Source organism: Bradyrhizobium sp. UFLA06-06 (assembly GCF_054820065.1).
Genome location: NZ_JADFUD010000014.1, coordinates 44,722 through 59,164 on the forward strand (window position 1 = coordinate 44,722; position 14,443 = coordinate 59,164).

Here is a 14,443-nt window from a genome sequence, read left to right on the forward strand (position 1 = left end):
CGCTCCCGCACAGCAAGTCCGGGGGGTTCTTGTCTTGGCCCGGCCTTCTGCTAGAGAGGACGGAACGCCTGAGAGCCAGAACACCCGAATTTCCCGTTGTTTCGCCTTGGCGAAAAGCCGGGGCAAGTATCGGGGAACCCTAGGAAACGCGAAGGAAACGCCGGGACAGCACGGCTATCAGCAGTGTCGAACAACCGGGTTAATGAGGCCTGAACGGTTTGTTTTTTGGCAAGCCGCGCGCCCCATGAAAGCAGGACATGTCGGTGAAGAAAAAGCCTCTCGTCGTCGTCACCCGCAAGCTGCCGGACTCGATCGAGACCCGGATGCGCGAGCTGTTCGACGCCAGATTGAATCTCGACGACACGCCGATGACGCCGGAGCAGATCGCCGAGGCGGCGCGAACCGCCGACGTGCTGGTGCCGACCGTGACCGACATGATCCGCGAGGACGTGATCAATCAGCCCGACTGCAAGCTGAAGATGATCGCCAATTTCGGCAACGGCGTCGACAATATCGACGTCGCCGCGGCGCATGCGCGCGGTATCACGGTGACCAATACCCCGAAGGTGCTGACCGAGGACACCGCCGACATGACCATGGCGCTGATCCTTGCGGTGCCGCGGCGCATGATCGAGGGCGCCTCGATCCTGACCGAAGGCAAGCAGCACTGGGCGGGCTGGTCGCCGACCTGGATGCTCGGCCACCGCATCGGTGGAAAGAGGCTCGGCATCGTCGGCATGGGCCGCATCGGCCAGGCCGTGGCCCGCCGTGCCCGCGCCTTCGGCCTGCAGATCCACTATCACAACCGCCGCCCGGTGGCGCCTATGATCGCCGAAGAGCTCGGCGCGACCTATTGGGAAAGCCTCGACCAGATGCTGGCGCGGATGGACATCATCTCGGTGAACTGCCCGCACACGCCGGCGACCTATCATCTGCTCTCGGCGCGGCGGCTCAAGCTGATCCGCAAAGAGGCCTATGTCGTCAACACCGCGCGCGGCGAGGTGATCGACGAGGACACGCTGATCAAGCTGATCGAAGCCGGCGATATCGGCGGCGCAGCCCTCGACGTCTATGAGCACGAGCCCGCGGTGAACCCCAAGCTGGTGCGGCTCGCCAGGGCCGGCAAGGTGACGCTGCTGCCGCATATGGGCTCGGCCACCATCGAAGGCCGCGTCGAGATGGGCGAGAAGGTGATCATCAACATCCGAACCTTCCTCGACGCCCACAAGCCGCCGGATCGCGTGCTGCCGAGCATGCTGTAAGTGCTCGCAGCCGGGATTACGCCGCGCTCGATCCAAGCCACGCAGCTCCAACCTCCCCTTGAAAAGGGGAGGTCGCTTTGCTCGCCAGAGCAAAGCGGGTGGGGATCATCTCTCTCCACGAGCGACGGTGCGTGTGGCTGACCCCCATCCCGACCTTCCCCCTTTCAGGGGGAAGGGGAAGAGAGATTTGCGGCCCGGATGAGAGGCGAGCTGCCAAAATATCGAAAACAACCCCATGCAAAGTAGCCGGTGCGGCCGGCGCTCGACCAGGCAACTTGGCGCGTCGGGCTACGGGATTGCCGAGCATGCTCTGAGACCAACATTCGGTGTCGTCCCTGCGAAAGCAGGGACCCATAACCACCGCAGTTCATGGTTGCGCCGAGCTGGAGCTCCAGCCTTCGTCATTGTGAGAGCTGGTCCCGGGTCAAGGCCGGGACGGCGATGTGGCGAGGTCCTGCCTTACTTCTTCCGCCGCGCCTGCTTGCGCCAGTCGGCGACGAACGACACGAACGCGGCGAGCGCGGGCGGCGGCTGACGGCGGCTCGGATAATAGAGGAACGGTCCGTCGAACGGCGGGCACCAGTCGTCGAGCACGCTGACCAGCGCGCCGGATTTGACGCCGTAGCGGACATAGCCCTCGAACGTCGCCCAGTAGCCGACGCCGTCATGGACCGCGCGCAGCGCAAGGCCGAGATGCGTCGCGGTCAACTTGGCCGGCGGCGAGATCTTCACCACGCGGCCGTTCTTCTCGAACTCCCAATCGAACATCACGCCGTTGCTGAAGCGGCTGCGGATGCAGGGGTGCGCCAGCAGATCCTTCGGATGCATCGGCCGGCCATGCTTTGCGACATACTCACTGGACGCCACGATCGCGTAACGCTGCGGCGCGCCGAGCGGGACCGCGACCATGTCCTGCGCCAGATGCTCGCCGTAACGCACGCCGGCGTCAAAGCCCTGCGCGACGATGTCGACGAACGCACTCTCCGCGACGACGTCGAGATCGACCCGCGGATATCTGGCGAGGAACGGCGCGATCATCGGCGCCAGCACGAGATCGACCGCGGGCGGCGGCGCGTTGATGCGCAACCGCCCCGACGGCTCGGCGCGCAGGCCGCGCACCTCCGTGATCGCATCGGCGACGTTGACCATGGCCGGCGCGACGCGGGCGAGCAGCAGTTCGCCGGCCTCGGTCAGCGCGACGCTGCGGGTGGTGCGGTTCATCAGGCGGACGCCGAGCCGCTCCTCCATGTCGCGCAGGCGCTGGCTGAGGCTGGAGACCGAGACGCGCTGCTCGAGCGCGGCACGCCGGAAATTGCGCGTGCGCGCCACCGCCACGAAGGCGTCGAGGTCGCGAAGGTCGAAATCCTGCATTGTTCGATATAGTGAACAAGCTATTCGCGATTGTCCAGCTTATCGTCCGAAACCGACCGGCCCATATCACCTCGGCATTTGGCGACGGATTTTCCGCCGCCAACGTTCGAGGAACATCCACATGGACACACGCAAACTCGGCTCAACCGGGCCCACCGTCTCGGCCCTCGGCCTCGGCTGCATGGGCATGTCCGAGGTCTATGGCCCGGCCGATCGCGGCGAGAGCATCGCCACGGTGCATGCGGCGCTCGATGCCGGCATCACGCTGCTGGACACCGGCGACTTCTACGCCATGGGGCACAACGAGATGCTGGTACAGGAAGCCCTGAAGGACGTCGGGCGCGACCGGCTGCAGATCAGCGTCAAGTTCGGCGCGCTTCGCGGCCCCGCGGGTGAATTCGCCGGAATGGACACCCGGCCGGCCGCGACGAAGAACTTCCTCGCCTATTCGCTGCAACGTCTCGGCACCGACTACATCGACATCTACCGGCCTGCACGTCTCGATCCCAACGTTCCGATCGAGGAGACGATCGGCGGCCTCGCCGATCTGGTGAAGTCCGGCTACATCAGACATATCGGCCTGTCCGAGGTCGGCTCCGACACCATCCGCCGCGCGCATGCCGTGCATCCGATCGTCGATCTCCAGATCGAATACTCGCTGATCGAGCGTGGCATCGAGCGCGACATCCTGGCGACCTGCCGCGAGCTCGGCATCGGCATCACAGCCTACGGCGTGCTGGCGCGCGGACTGATCAGCGGCCACTGGTCGAAGGAGTCCGGCAAGATCGGCAGGGACTACCGGCTGATGACGCCGCGCTTCCAGGGCGCGAACCTCGATGCCAATCTCGCGCTGGTGGACCAGTTGCGCGCCATTGCCGCCGAGATCGGAGCAACGCCGGCACAGGTCGCAATCGCGTGGGTCGCGGCACAGGGCAAGGAGATCGTGCCGCTGGTCGGCGCCCGCACCCGCAACCGTCTCACCGAAGCGCTCGGCGCGACCAGGCTGACGCTGACGCAAGCTCATCTCGCGGCGCTGTCGAAAGCCTTCCCGCCGGATATCGCTGCCGGCACGCGCTATGCGGCCGAGCAAATGGCGCATCTCGACAGCGAGAAGCCGGCCACCAGGTGACGGCGCCAATCAGGTGCGATGGGCGCTGAGATCAGTGATGACAGGCCCATCGCCATTGAGCGGGTTCTGCGGATCGCGCGCGTAGCGCAGGGTTTCGAACCGCATCGCGCGCGCATCCACCATCAGGAGCCGGCCGACCAGGCCCTCGCCGAAGCCGACGATCTCGCGGATCGCCTCCAGCGCCATCATCGATCCCAGGACGCCGGCGAGCGCGCCCATCACACCGGCCTCGGCGCAAGCCGGCACCGTGCCCGGCGGCGGCGCCTCCGGAAACAGGCAGCGATAGGTCGGGTTGAATTCGCCCTCCGCATTCTTCTCATGCGCGCGGATCGTGGTCAGCGAACCGTCGAACTGGCCCAGCGCCGCCGTGATCAGCGGCCGCTTCGCGAGGAAGCACGCATCGGCGACGAGATAGCGGGTCTCGAAATTGTCGGAGCCATCGAGCACGAGATCGTAACGCGCGATCAGCGCCATCGCATTGTCGGCGGTGAGCCGCATTGGATGCGCCTCGAACGTCACATGCGGATTGAGCGCATGGATCTGCGCCGCCGCGCTGTCGACCTTGCGCTTGCCGATATCAGACGTCGCATGGATGATCTGGCGCTGCAGGTTGGAGAGCGAGACGATATCGTCATCGATCACGCCGAGCCGGCCGACGCCGGCGGCGGCCAGATACATCAGCACCGGCGCGCCGAGGCCGCCGGCGCCGATCACCAGCACCGACGCTTTTTTCAGCGCATTCTGGCCGGGGCCGCCCACCTCGCGCAGCACGATATGGCGGGCATAGCGTTCAAGTTCGTCGGCACTCAGCATCGTCTCATCTATCCTACCCGTGACCCTCATGGTGAGGAGCGCGGCACGCGCGTCTCGAACCATGAGGCCCGGTCCGTGGCCTCATCCTTCGAGACGCGGCTGACGCCGCTCCTCGGGATGAGGGTTGACGCGCTCCCTGAACCGGAGCGCGGTTGTTGCCGACCAAGCAGATGTGCTTAATTGCCTGGACGTCAATGGTGTCAGTCATTCCCCCCGGATTTGTCATGAGATCGGTGCTTTCGGCAACATTGATGGCCGCTGCCATGGGCATGGCGCAGGCCCAGATGACCCCGCCCTCGACGGCGGGGGCGAAGCCGAAGACCGTGACGACGGTGCCGATCCGCCCCGCTTTGCAGAAGCCGGAGGATACCGCGGGCGCGATGGCGCAGGCCGAACGGCTGGCGCTGCAATCGGACCTCGCCTGGGTCGGCGAATATAACGGCGCGATTACCGGCGACGTCAGCGAGCGCATGGTCAATGCGATCAAGGAATTCCAGAAGAAGCGCGGCGGCAAGCCGACCGGCGTGCTGAACCCGCAGGAGCGCGGCGTGCTCGCCGACACGGCGCGGCGGAAGCAGGAGGCTGTCGGCTGGCGGATCGTCACCGAGCCGGCCACCGGGGCGCGGCTCGGCATTCCGACCAAGCTGGTGCCGCAGATCAACAGCGACGCCTCCGGGTTCAAATGGACCTCGCCGACCGGCACTGTCCAGGTACTGCTGACCCGGCGCAAGGAAGCGAGCCCGACCACCGCAAAGCTTGCCGAGCAGGAAAAGAAGGAACCGGCCGGCCGCACCATAGACTACACCGTGGTGAAGCCGGATTTCTTCGTGCTGTCGGGCATGCAGGGGCTGAAGAAGTTCTATCTGCGCGGCACCTTGAAGGGCGACGAGGTCCGCATCCTCACCATCCTCTATGACCAGGCGATGCAAACCAGCATCGAGCCGGTGGTGATCGCGATGTCGAGTGCCTTCAATGCATTTCCGGCCGCCGTGCAGGCCGGTCCGCCGCCGCGCAAGACCGTCGAATATGCCACCGGCGTCGTGGTCAGCGACGACGGGGCCGTCGTGACCGATCGCGTGGCGACCGACGACTGCATCGCGCTGACGATCCCGGGCTATGGCAATGCCGATCGGGTCGCCGACGACAGGGATCACGACCTCGCACTGCTGCGCATCTATGGCGCGCGGGGCCTGAGGCCACTCAATATCGCAGGCCAGGCGACGCAGACCGCGCTCGACATCACCGGGATCGCCGATCCGCAGAGCCAGGGCGGCGGCGCGGCCGCGAGCAGCGTCAAGGCTTCGGTCGCACAGATCGGCGGCGGTGATCAGGCGCTGTCACCGGCGCCTGCGCTCGGGTTCTCCGGCGCGGCGGCGCTCGATAGCGGCGGCAGGTTTGCCGGCATCGCGGTGCTGAAGCTCGTCATCGTTGCAGGCCCCGCAAACGCGGCGCCGCCGGCGCAGGCCGCGCTGGTGCCGGCCGACACGGTGCGCAGCTTCCTGAAAGCGCATGGCGTCACCGCGTCGGGCGACTCGGCGGACGCCAAGGCCGCCGTGGTCCGCGTGATCTGCGTCAGGAAGTAAGTTCACCTCGCCCCGCTTGCGGGTGATCCCGCAGAGCAGACCGGGTTCTGTCCATCTCGTCGTCCCGGCGTAGGCCGGGACCCATACGCCGCAGCAGGCGTTGTAGGCGGGACTCGTCGTTTCAGCAGCGCGTAACAATGACGGGCTGTGGTTATGGGTCCCGGCCTTCGCCGGGACGACGATGGGGACAGGCTCTGGCGGACGGTCCAGCATTCCATAGTCATTTGTGATTCAGCTACCACTCTTCACATGTCGTCCTGGCGAAAGCCAGGACCCATAACCACCGCATTCAGCGATGAAACAGGATCGCGGCCCCGGCGTCGCACAGCAATGAGATTAGGGGTAATGGGTCCTGGCTTTCGCCAGGACGACGGTGAGGATGGCTCTCGGTTCAACCTGTCAAACAGCGTAGTCGGCGTCACCTCAACGCAAACCGCACACCGGCGCGGGCGAGACCGCCGGCAATGCCGACCGGGGTGCCGTCGGCGCGCCAGCAGGCTGCGCCCGACATCGTGCCGTCAGCGTGAAACTGGATCGCGTTCATGCCGCCGGCCACCGTCGGCACCACTTGCACGCTGTGGCCCTTCGCTGAAAGCGCGGCGCGGACGGCCTCCGGCACCGCCTGCTCGACCTCCAGCGCATTGCCCTCGGTCCAGACCCGCGGCGCTTCGACCGCCTCCTGCAGGCTCATGCCGTGGTCGATCAAATTGATCAGCGCCTGCATCGCGCTCGGGAAGATGCGTTTGCCGCCGGGCAGGCCGAGCGCGTAAGTGAGCTTGCCGTCGCGCAGCGCCATCATCGGCGACATCGAGGTGGTGACGCGCTTGCCGGCGGCCAGCGACAGCGCGTGGCCCGGCCGCGGATCGAACAGATTCATGTAGTTGTTCGGCACGGTGCCGAGGCCGGGGATCAGGATCTTGGCGCCGAACAGATTGTTGATGGTCTGGGTGGTCGCGACCACATTGCCCATCGCATCCGCCGCGGTCATGTGCGTGGTGTGCGCGCTTTCGAGCGGGGTGACGCCGGCGCTCCAGGCCTGCGCGGCAGCGGGATCGATCGCGCGGCGGCGCTCCTCGGCATAGGCCTTCGAGGTCAGCCGCTCCACCGGGACGTTGATATAGGCGGGATCGCCGCTCGCGGCCGCGCGGTCGGCAAAGGCGATCTTCAGCACCTCGGCGAGATAGTGGATGGTCTCGGCCGTACCGAAGCCGAGGTGCGCGATGTCATAACCTTCGAGGATGTTGAGCATCTGCGTGATGTGCACGCCTGACGCCGCCGGCGGCGGGGGCCCGAGGATTTCCCAGCCGCGGTAATCGCAGCGGATCGGCTGCCGCTCGACGGTCTTGTAGGTCGCGAGATCGTGTTGTGCGATGAAGCCGTCGTTCTTCTTCATGTAGTCGACCAGGATATCGCCGAGCGGTCCCTGGTAGAGCGCGTTGTCGCCATGATCGGCGATGTATTTCAGCGTCTCGGCATATTCCGCCTGCACCACGCGCTCGCCGGGCTTCAGCGGCGTGCCATCAGGCAGATAGATCGCCGAGATCGGCTTGTCCTTCAGCATCTCCTCGGCGCCGTCGGTGATGCATTCGTGCAAATAGGGCGTCGCCGCATAGCCGCGCGCGGCGTGCTTGATCGCCGGCTGCATCACGTCGGCGAGACTCATGGTGCCGAAGCGGCGCAGCGTCTCGCACCAGGCCTTCAGCGAGCCCGGCACCGCGACCGCCTTCGGCCCGTTCAAATTCTCGTTGCCGACGGTGTCGAACACGTCATGCGCCGAACCGGGCTTCGAGGTGTAGGTATCCGGCTTTACCGCCTGCGGCACCGTGCTTTGGCCATCGATGAAGCGATGGCTTCCGTCGGCGAGGCGAATATGCGCCATGCCGCCGCCGATGATGCCGACCATCATTGGCTCGACCACGGTCAGCGTGAACAAGGTGGCGATCGCCGCATCGATCGCGTTGCCGCCGGCAGCTAACATCTCGGCGCCCGCGCTCGATGCCAGCGGATGATTGCTCACCACCATGCCGCGGCTGCTGGTGGCCGGTTGCTTCTCGCATTGAAAACTTGTCGCGGCGCGATCGCGCCAAGCGTCATTCATCGACATGCCGTTCATCGCCATTGTCTTCTCGTTCTTGATGGAGCGATGGGACCTATGTTCGCCAGCCTCGCATGCGCGGTCAAGCTGTCGCTTTCGTCATGGCCGCATTCGCAAAAGCGATGTCAGCGTCGATCGCGCAACCAGGTCTCGCGCGTAACCTTCCACTTCTCCGCTCTGGATTCGCCATTGTGGTGCGGAAGCTCGACGAAGCCTATGAATTCGGCGCCGGTCTTCTGCTTGACCCGGCGCGAGGCGACGTTGGACTGCGCGTTGCAGACATGGAAGCTGGCAAGGCCGAGCGTCAGGAAGGCGAAATCGTTCACCGCCGCGATCGCCTCGGTCATGAGGCCCTGATTCCAATAGGGCTCGGCGAGCCAGAATCCGCGATTGCCCTTGCGGCCATCGGCGCGCGGCCGGAAATTGATGTTGCCGATCGCCTCGCCATCGCCGGCACGCAACACCAGCACCCATTGATAGCTTTCCTCGCCGGCCGCGATCTTATCCAGCTCCCGCCTGATAAAACTTTCCGCACCGTCGCCGGGATAGGGCCACGGCACCACCGTGGCGAGAGTCTTGATCACATTCCAATTGTTGAAGTGACGCTGGATCGCCGCGGCATCCGACAGCGCAAGCGGCCGCAGGATCAGGCGCGGCGTCTCGATGCGCGGGGTCTCGAACATGTTACTTCTGACACTTCGGGCACCAGAACGTCGAACGGCCGTTCTGGGTGAAGCGCCTGACGATGCCCTCGCAGCCCGACGTGCGGCACGTCTCGCCCTCGCGGTCGTAGACCTGGAACGAATGCTGGAAGTAGCCGAGATCGCCATTGGTCAATCGATGGTCGTTGATCGAGGAGCCGCCGGCCTTGATCGCCTGGTTGAGCACCGAATGGATCGCGTCGACCAATCGCCTGGCGTGGTCGGTGGGCTCGCCCCCGGCAACGCCTTTGCGTTGTCCGGACTTCGTTGCAAGCGTCGCGGCCAATCGCCGCGGCGACAGATGCGAACGAAACAGCGCCTCGCAGACATAGATGTTGCCAAGTCCCGCCACCACGCGCTGGTCGAGCAGCGCCGCCTTCAGGCTGGTCTTCTTGTTGTGGCAGGAGCGCGCCAGCATCGCCGCGTCGAACTCGTTGCCGAGCGGCTCGGGACCGAGCCCTTTCAGCAGCGGCTCATCGTCGATCGCGTTGCGCGCGATGACCTTCATGTAGCCGAAGCGCCTGGGATCGTTGAAGACGACGGCCGCGCCCGAAGACATGTGGAACACGACGTGATCATGCGCGCGATCCTCGCTGCGCGGATGGTGGAATTGCCCCGGCGTCGCCGCGCCTTCGCCTTTCAGCACGCGGAACGAGCCCGACATGCCCAGATGCATCAGCAGCACGTCGCCGGAGTTCAGGTCCGCCATCAGATATTTGGCACGGCGGCCGAGCCCGGTGATGGTCCGGCCCTCGAGCCGGGCGATAAAGTCTTTTTGAAACGGAAACCGCAAATCCTTGCGGCGGGCCTCGGCCTTGAGGATCCTGGACCCCTCCATGGCCGGTTGCAGGCCGCGGCGGACGGTCTCGACTTCGGGTAATTCCGGCATGGCAGGCATTCACCTTTTGGAAGTGACGTGATAGCGCCATTGCGGCCGCCGCGCTATGGTTTGGCTGGAGCGTTTTTCGAGCGAAGCGGCTACCGGTTCGCGTGAAGAAAACGCGACCAAAAAGGGTAAGAGTTCTGAGTGATGGATCGGCCGGATCAAACCACCCATTTCGGCTTCAGGGACGTGCCCCTGGGCGAGAAGCAGACGCTGGTGAACGACGTGTTTCACAGCGTGGCGTCACGCTACGACCTGATGAACGACCTGATGTCGGCAGGCCTGCACCGGGCCTGGAAGGACGTCATGATCACGACGCTCGATCCGCCGAAGGGCGACCGGCCGTTCGCGCTGCTCGACGTCGCCGGCGGCACCGGCGACATCGCGTTCCGGGCCGCCAAGACCGCGGGCGCGGGCTTTCATGCCACGGTCTGCGACATCAATACCGACATGCTCGCCGTCGGCCGCGAGCGCGCCGCGAAGCAGCACCTCGATGACCGCGTGTCGTTCGTCGAGGGCAACGCCGAGGCGTTGGGCTTCGCCGACCGCGCGTTCGACGCCTACACCATCGCGTTCGGCATCCGCAACGTGCCGCAGATCGACCTTGCGCTGCGCGAGGCCTATCGCGTGCTCAAGCCCGGCAGCCGCTTCCTGTGCCTGGAATTCTCCACCGTCGACGTGCCCGGCCTCGACAAGATCTACGATCTGTTTTCCTTCAAGGTGATCCCGCCGCTCGGCCGCGCCGTCACCGGTGATGCCGAGTCCTATCAATATCTCGTCGAGTCGATCCGCAAATTCCCGCGGCCGAACGCGTTTGCCGAGATGATCGGCGCCGCCGGCTTTGCCCGCGTGAAGTGGCAGAGCCTCTCCGGCGGCATCGTGGCGCTGCATTCGGGCTGGCGTTTGTGATCTCTGCACTGACCCACATCACGCGCCTCGCCCGCGCCGGTTTCGTGTTTGCGCGCGAGGGCGTGTTCGGCGTCGTCGATCCCGCGCTGGTGCCGCCGCCCGGGCAGCTCGCGCTGAAGCTGGCGCGGCTGATCGAGCGCCGCTCGGCCAAGTCCGGTCCACGGTTGTCGCGCGCACTGACGCGGCTCGGACCGGCCTATCTCAAGCTCGGGCAATTCCTCGCCACCCGCCCCGACGTGGTCGGCGTGGCGATGGCGCGCGATCTCGAAGCCCTGCAGGACCGGCTGCCGCCGTTCGCGCAGGAAGCGGCCGAAACCGTCATCACGCAATCGCTGGAACGGCCGTTGGCGCAGGCCTTCGTGCATCTGGGCCCTGCGGTTGCCGCAGCCTCGATCGCGCAGGTGCATCGCGGCGAGATCGAGCGCGACGGCGTCCGGCAGCAGGTTGCGGTCAAGGTGCTCCGGCCCAATGTCGCCGCGCGCTTCCGCCGCGACCTCAGCGACTTCTTCTTTGTCGCGCACAAGGCCGAGGCGCATTCCGCCGAGGCGCGGCGCTTGCGGCTGATCGAGGTCATCAACACGATGTCGCGCTCGGTCGCGATGGAGATGGACCTGCGGCTCGAGGCGGCCGCGCTGTCCGAGATGGCCGAGAACACCCGCGACGATCCGGACTTCCGCGTCCCCGCGGTGGATTGGGACCGCACCGCGCACAGTGTGCTGACGATGGAGTGGATCGACGGCATCGCGCTGAACGATCACGTCCGGCTGGCGCAGGCCAAGGTCGATTTGCCCGATCTCGGCCGCAAGGTGATCCAGAGCTTCCTGCGCCACGCGCTGCGCGACGGCTTCTTCCATGCCGACATGCATCCCGGCAATTTGTTCCTCGACGAGGCCGGCCGGCTGGTCGCGGTCGATTTCGGCATCATGGGACGGCTCGGGCTGAAGGAGCGGCGCTTCCTGGCCGAGATCCTGCTCGGCTTCATCACCCGCGACTATCGCCGCGTCGCCGAGGTGCATTTCGAGGCCGGCTATGTGCCGGGCCACCATTCGGTGGAGAATTTCGCGCAAGCGATCCGCGCGATCGGCGAGCCGATCCACAACCGCACCGCCGAGGAAATCTCGATGGCGAAGCTGCTCACGCTTCTGCTCGAGGTCACCGGCCTGTTCGACATGCAGACGCGCCCCGAGCTGATCCTGCTGCAGAAGACCATGGTGGTGGTCGAGGGCGTGGCGCGCGGCTTCGACCCGAAGCTCGACATCTGGAAGATCGCCGACCCCGTGGTGCGCGAATGGATCACGCAGAATCTCGGCCCGGCCGGCCGCATCCAGGGCGCGATCTCGGGCGCGGGCGAGCTCGGCCGCATCCTCGCCAACCTGCCGTCGATCGCCAACCGCGCCGTCACGGTGCTCGAGCAGCTGGAGACCATGACGCTGGAGGGCCACATGCTGTCGTCGGACTCGATCGACGAAATGGCCCGCGCCGAGGCCCGCAAGGCGCGGGTGCAGACCGTCGGCCTCTGGGTCATTGCGATCGCCTCCATCGCGATCTTTTTCGCCATCCGGGCGCACTGATTGCAATGCATGCACTATGTGATAGCATCGCTATCACGCTTGTTTGAGCATGATCTCCGCGCAAACGCCTTGCGTTTGTCGCGAGGGAAAACCGCTTCACACTTTTCCGGATCATGCTTTGAGGGCAGCACGCCATGGCCAGCCTGACCATCCGTAAACTCGACGACACGCTGAAGGCCTATCTGCGGCTGCGCTCCGCCAAAAACGGCCGCTCGGTCGAGGAGGAGGTCCGGGTGATCCTCCGGGACCTTGCAGACGGCGGTACGGAGCCTGCCGAGGCGCCCGGCCCGGGTTCCGCGACAGTGGCAGCAGCCCCTGCTCCGCGGGCCGCCAGCGCGGCCGGCGAGCCGCGCGTCACCCTGATCATCGGCGGGGGGATAGCGGCCTACAAGGCGCTGGATCTGATCCGGCGGCTCAAGGAACGGCACATCCAGGTCCGCTGCGTGCTGACCAGGGCGGCCCAGCAATTCGTCACCCCGCTCGCCGCCAGCGCGCTGTCGCATGAGCGCGTCTACACCGACCTGTTCGACGCCGAGAGCGAATTCGACGCCGGCCATATCCGCCTGGCGCGGGACTGCGACCTGATCGTGGTGGCGCCGGCGACCGCCGACCTAATGGCCAAGATGGCGCAGGGCCATGCCGACGATCTCGCCACCGCCACCTTGCTGGCGGCCAACCGGCCGATCCTGCTGGCGCCGGCGATGAACCCGCTGATGTGGAACAATCCGGCCACCCGCCGCAATGTGCTGCAGCTCCGCCGCGACGGCGTCCATACCGTCGGACCGAATGCGGGAGAAATGGCGGAAGCCGGCGAAGCCGGTGTCGGCCGGATGGCCGAGCCGACCGAGATCGCCGCCGCCGCCGACCGCATGCTGCGCCCGCCGCAGCCGCGTCCGCTGGCCGGCAAGCGGGTGCTGATCACCGCGGGCCCGACCCACGAGGCGATCGATCCGGTCCGCTACATCGCCAATCGCTCGTCCGGCAAGCAGGGCTTTGCCATTGCCGCCGCCGCGCGCGCCGCCGGCGCCGAGGTGGTGCTGGTGACCGGCCCGGTCGAGCTCGACGACCCCCAGGGCATCTCCGTGATGCGCGTAGAATCCGCGCGCGACATGCTGCACCGGGTCGAGGCGGCGCTGCCGGTCGACGTCGCGATCTTCGCCGCCGCGGTCGCCGACTGGCGGGTCGCCACCGAGGGCAGCCAGAAGCTGAAGAAGACCGCGGCCGGCATGCCGCCGCTGCAGCTGGTCGAGAACCCGGACATCCTCGCGACAATTTCCAAGCTGAAGGAGCAGCGGCCGCCGCTGGTGATCGGCTTCGCCGCCGAGACCGAGCACCTGATCGAGAACGCCAAGGCGAAGTTCGCGCGCAAGGGCTGCGACTGGATCGTCGCCAACGACGTCTCGCCAGCGACCGGCGTGATGGGCGGCGACCGCAACACCGTTCACCTGCTCTCGCGCGAGGGCAAGGACGTCACCGTCGACTCCTGGCCCGTCATGACCAAGGAGGAAGTCGCGACCGCGCTGGTGTCGCGCATCGCAAGAGCCGTAGGAACCGCATCGTGAGCGCCACCATCAAGGTCGAAGTCCACCAATTGCCGCACGGCGCCGATCTCTTGCTGCCGATCTATCAGACCGCCGACGCCGCCGGCCTCGACCTGCTCGCGGCGGTGCCGCGGTCAGCGCCGCTGCTGCTGCTGCCGGGCCGCTACGAGATGGTTCCGACCGGGCTGACGATCGCGCTGCCGCCGGGCTATGAGGCCCAGGTGCGGCCGCGCTCCGGCCTTGCCGCCAAATACGGCGTCACGGTGCTGAACTCCCCCGGCACGATCGACGCCGACTATCGCGGCGAGATCAACGTGCTGCTGATCAATCACGGCCACGAGGTGTTTTCGATCCGGCGCGGCGAGCGCATCGCGCAGATGGTGATCGCGCCGGTCACAAGGGCCGAGCTGGTTCCGGTCGACGTGCTGTCGGCGACCGGGCGCGGCAGCGGCGGCTTCGGCTCGACCGGACGCTAGAGCACGTCGGAGAAGTGTGCGGACGAGCTCGGGAAGAGCACGCTTGGTGCACTCTCCGCACGACTACGGAGTCAATTCGCGTAAAATCCACGCCACCCGGCGGCATTTT

Annotated in this window: 12 protein-coding genes; 7 read left to right on the forward strand and 5 right to left on the reverse strand. The window is 66.3% G+C overall.

Going from position 1 to position 14,443, the window contains the following annotated elements; all coding sequences use genetic code 11:
• The first annotated feature begins 257 nt into the window (after positions 1 to 257).
• Positions 258 to 1,262, forward strand: coding sequence for a 2-hydroxyacid dehydrogenase (locus tag IF803_RS14605; RefSeq protein ID WP_461192596.1), 1,005 nt, complete (start codon positions 258 to 260; stop codon positions 1,260 to 1,262).
• A gap of 459 nt (positions 1,263 to 1,721) precedes the next feature.
• On the opposite strand, the gene IF803_RS14610 is transcribed toward IF803_RS14605, so the two are convergent.
• Complete coding sequence (locus IF803_RS14610; RefSeq protein WP_461192597.1) at positions 1,722 to 2,633, reverse strand: LysR family transcriptional regulator; 912 nt, start codon at positions 2,631 to 2,633, stop codon at positions 1,722 to 1,724.
• A 121-nt stretch (positions 2,634 to 2,754) separates the two neighbouring features.
• Here IF803_RS14610 and IF803_RS14615 point away from each other — a divergent pair, with 121 nt between their 5' ends.
• On the forward strand, positions 2,755 to 3,762 hold the full coding sequence (locus IF803_RS14615; protein ID WP_461192598.1) for an aldo/keto reductase: 1,008 nt from the start codon (positions 2,755 to 2,757) through the stop codon (positions 3,760 to 3,762).
• Positions 3,763 to 3,771: 9 nt separating this feature from the next.
• Here the strand turns inward: IF803_RS14615 and IF803_RS14620 are convergent, their stop codons facing one another.
• On the reverse strand, positions 3,772 to 4,575 hold the full coding sequence (locus tag IF803_RS14620; RefSeq protein ID WP_461192599.1) for a HesA/MoeB/ThiF family protein: 804 nt from the start codon (positions 4,573 to 4,575) through the stop codon (positions 3,772 to 3,774).
• Between the two features lie 224 nt (positions 4,576 to 4,799).
• Here IF803_RS14620 and IF803_RS14625 point away from each other — a divergent pair, with 224 nt between their 5' ends.
• Complete coding sequence (locus tag IF803_RS14625) at positions 4,800 to 6,158, forward strand: serine protease (protein WP_461192600.1); 1,359 nt, start codon at positions 4,800 to 4,802, stop codon at positions 6,156 to 6,158.
• 418 nt (positions 6,159 to 6,576) lie between these two features.
• Here the strand turns inward: IF803_RS14625 and ggt are convergent, their stop codons facing one another.
• The 3 genes from ggt to mutM form a co-directional block, all read right to left on the reverse strand.
• Complete coding sequence (ggt, locus tag IF803_RS14630) at positions 6,577 to 8,256, reverse strand: gamma-glutamyltransferase (RefSeq protein ID WP_461192650.1); 1,680 nt, start codon at positions 8,254 to 8,256, stop codon at positions 6,577 to 6,579.
• Positions 8,257 to 8,378: 122 nt separating this feature from the next.
• Positions 8,379 to 8,936 (reverse strand): GNAT family N-acetyltransferase, encoded by a 558-nt coding sequence (locus tag IF803_RS14635; RefSeq protein ID WP_461192601.1) that lies wholly within the window; start codon positions 8,934 to 8,936, stop codon positions 8,379 to 8,381.
• 1 nt (position 8,937) lies between these two features.
• Positions 8,938 to 9,843 carry a bifunctional DNA-formamidopyrimidine glycosylase/DNA-(apurinic or apyrimidinic site) lyase gene (mutM, locus tag IF803_RS14640; protein WP_461192602.1) on the reverse strand — a complete coding sequence of 302 codons (906 nt, stop codon included), beginning with the start codon at positions 9,841 to 9,843 and terminating at the stop codon, positions 8,938 to 8,940.
• Positions 9,844 to 9,984: 141 nt separating this feature from the next.
• Between mutM and ubiE the strand changes: the two genes are divergently transcribed.
• The 4 genes from ubiE (at position 9,985) to dut (ending at position 14,334) form a co-directional block, all read left to right on the forward strand.
• A complete protein-coding gene (gene ubiE / locus IF803_RS14645; RefSeq protein WP_016844705.1) occupies positions 9,985 to 10,746 on the forward strand; it encodes a bifunctional demethylmenaquinone methyltransferase/2-methoxy-6-polyprenyl-1,4-benzoquinol methylase UbiE in 762 nt (253 codons plus the stop codon).
• Positions 10,743 to 12,317: a 2-polyprenylphenol 6-hydroxylase gene (gene ubiB, locus IF803_RS14650; protein WP_028341686.1), complete on the forward strand. Its 1,575-nt coding sequence runs from the start codon at positions 10,743 to 10,745 to the stop codon at positions 12,315 to 12,317. The genes ubiE and ubiB overlap by 4 nt, the downstream gene beginning before the upstream one ends.
• A 134-nt stretch (positions 12,318 to 12,451) precedes the next feature.
• Positions 12,452 to 13,879: a bifunctional phosphopantothenoylcysteine decarboxylase/phosphopantothenate--cysteine ligase CoaBC gene (gene coaBC, locus IF803_RS14655; protein WP_461192603.1), complete on the forward strand. Its 1,428-nt coding sequence runs from the start codon at positions 12,452 to 12,454 to the stop codon at positions 13,877 to 13,879.
• Positions 13,876 to 14,334: a dUTP diphosphatase gene (gene dut / locus IF803_RS14660; protein ID WP_304497897.1), complete on the forward strand. Its 459-nt coding sequence runs from the start codon at positions 13,876 to 13,878 to the stop codon at positions 14,332 to 14,334. The genes coaBC and dut overlap by 4 nt, the downstream gene beginning before the upstream one ends.
• Positions 14,335 to 14,443 lie beyond the last annotated feature (109 nt).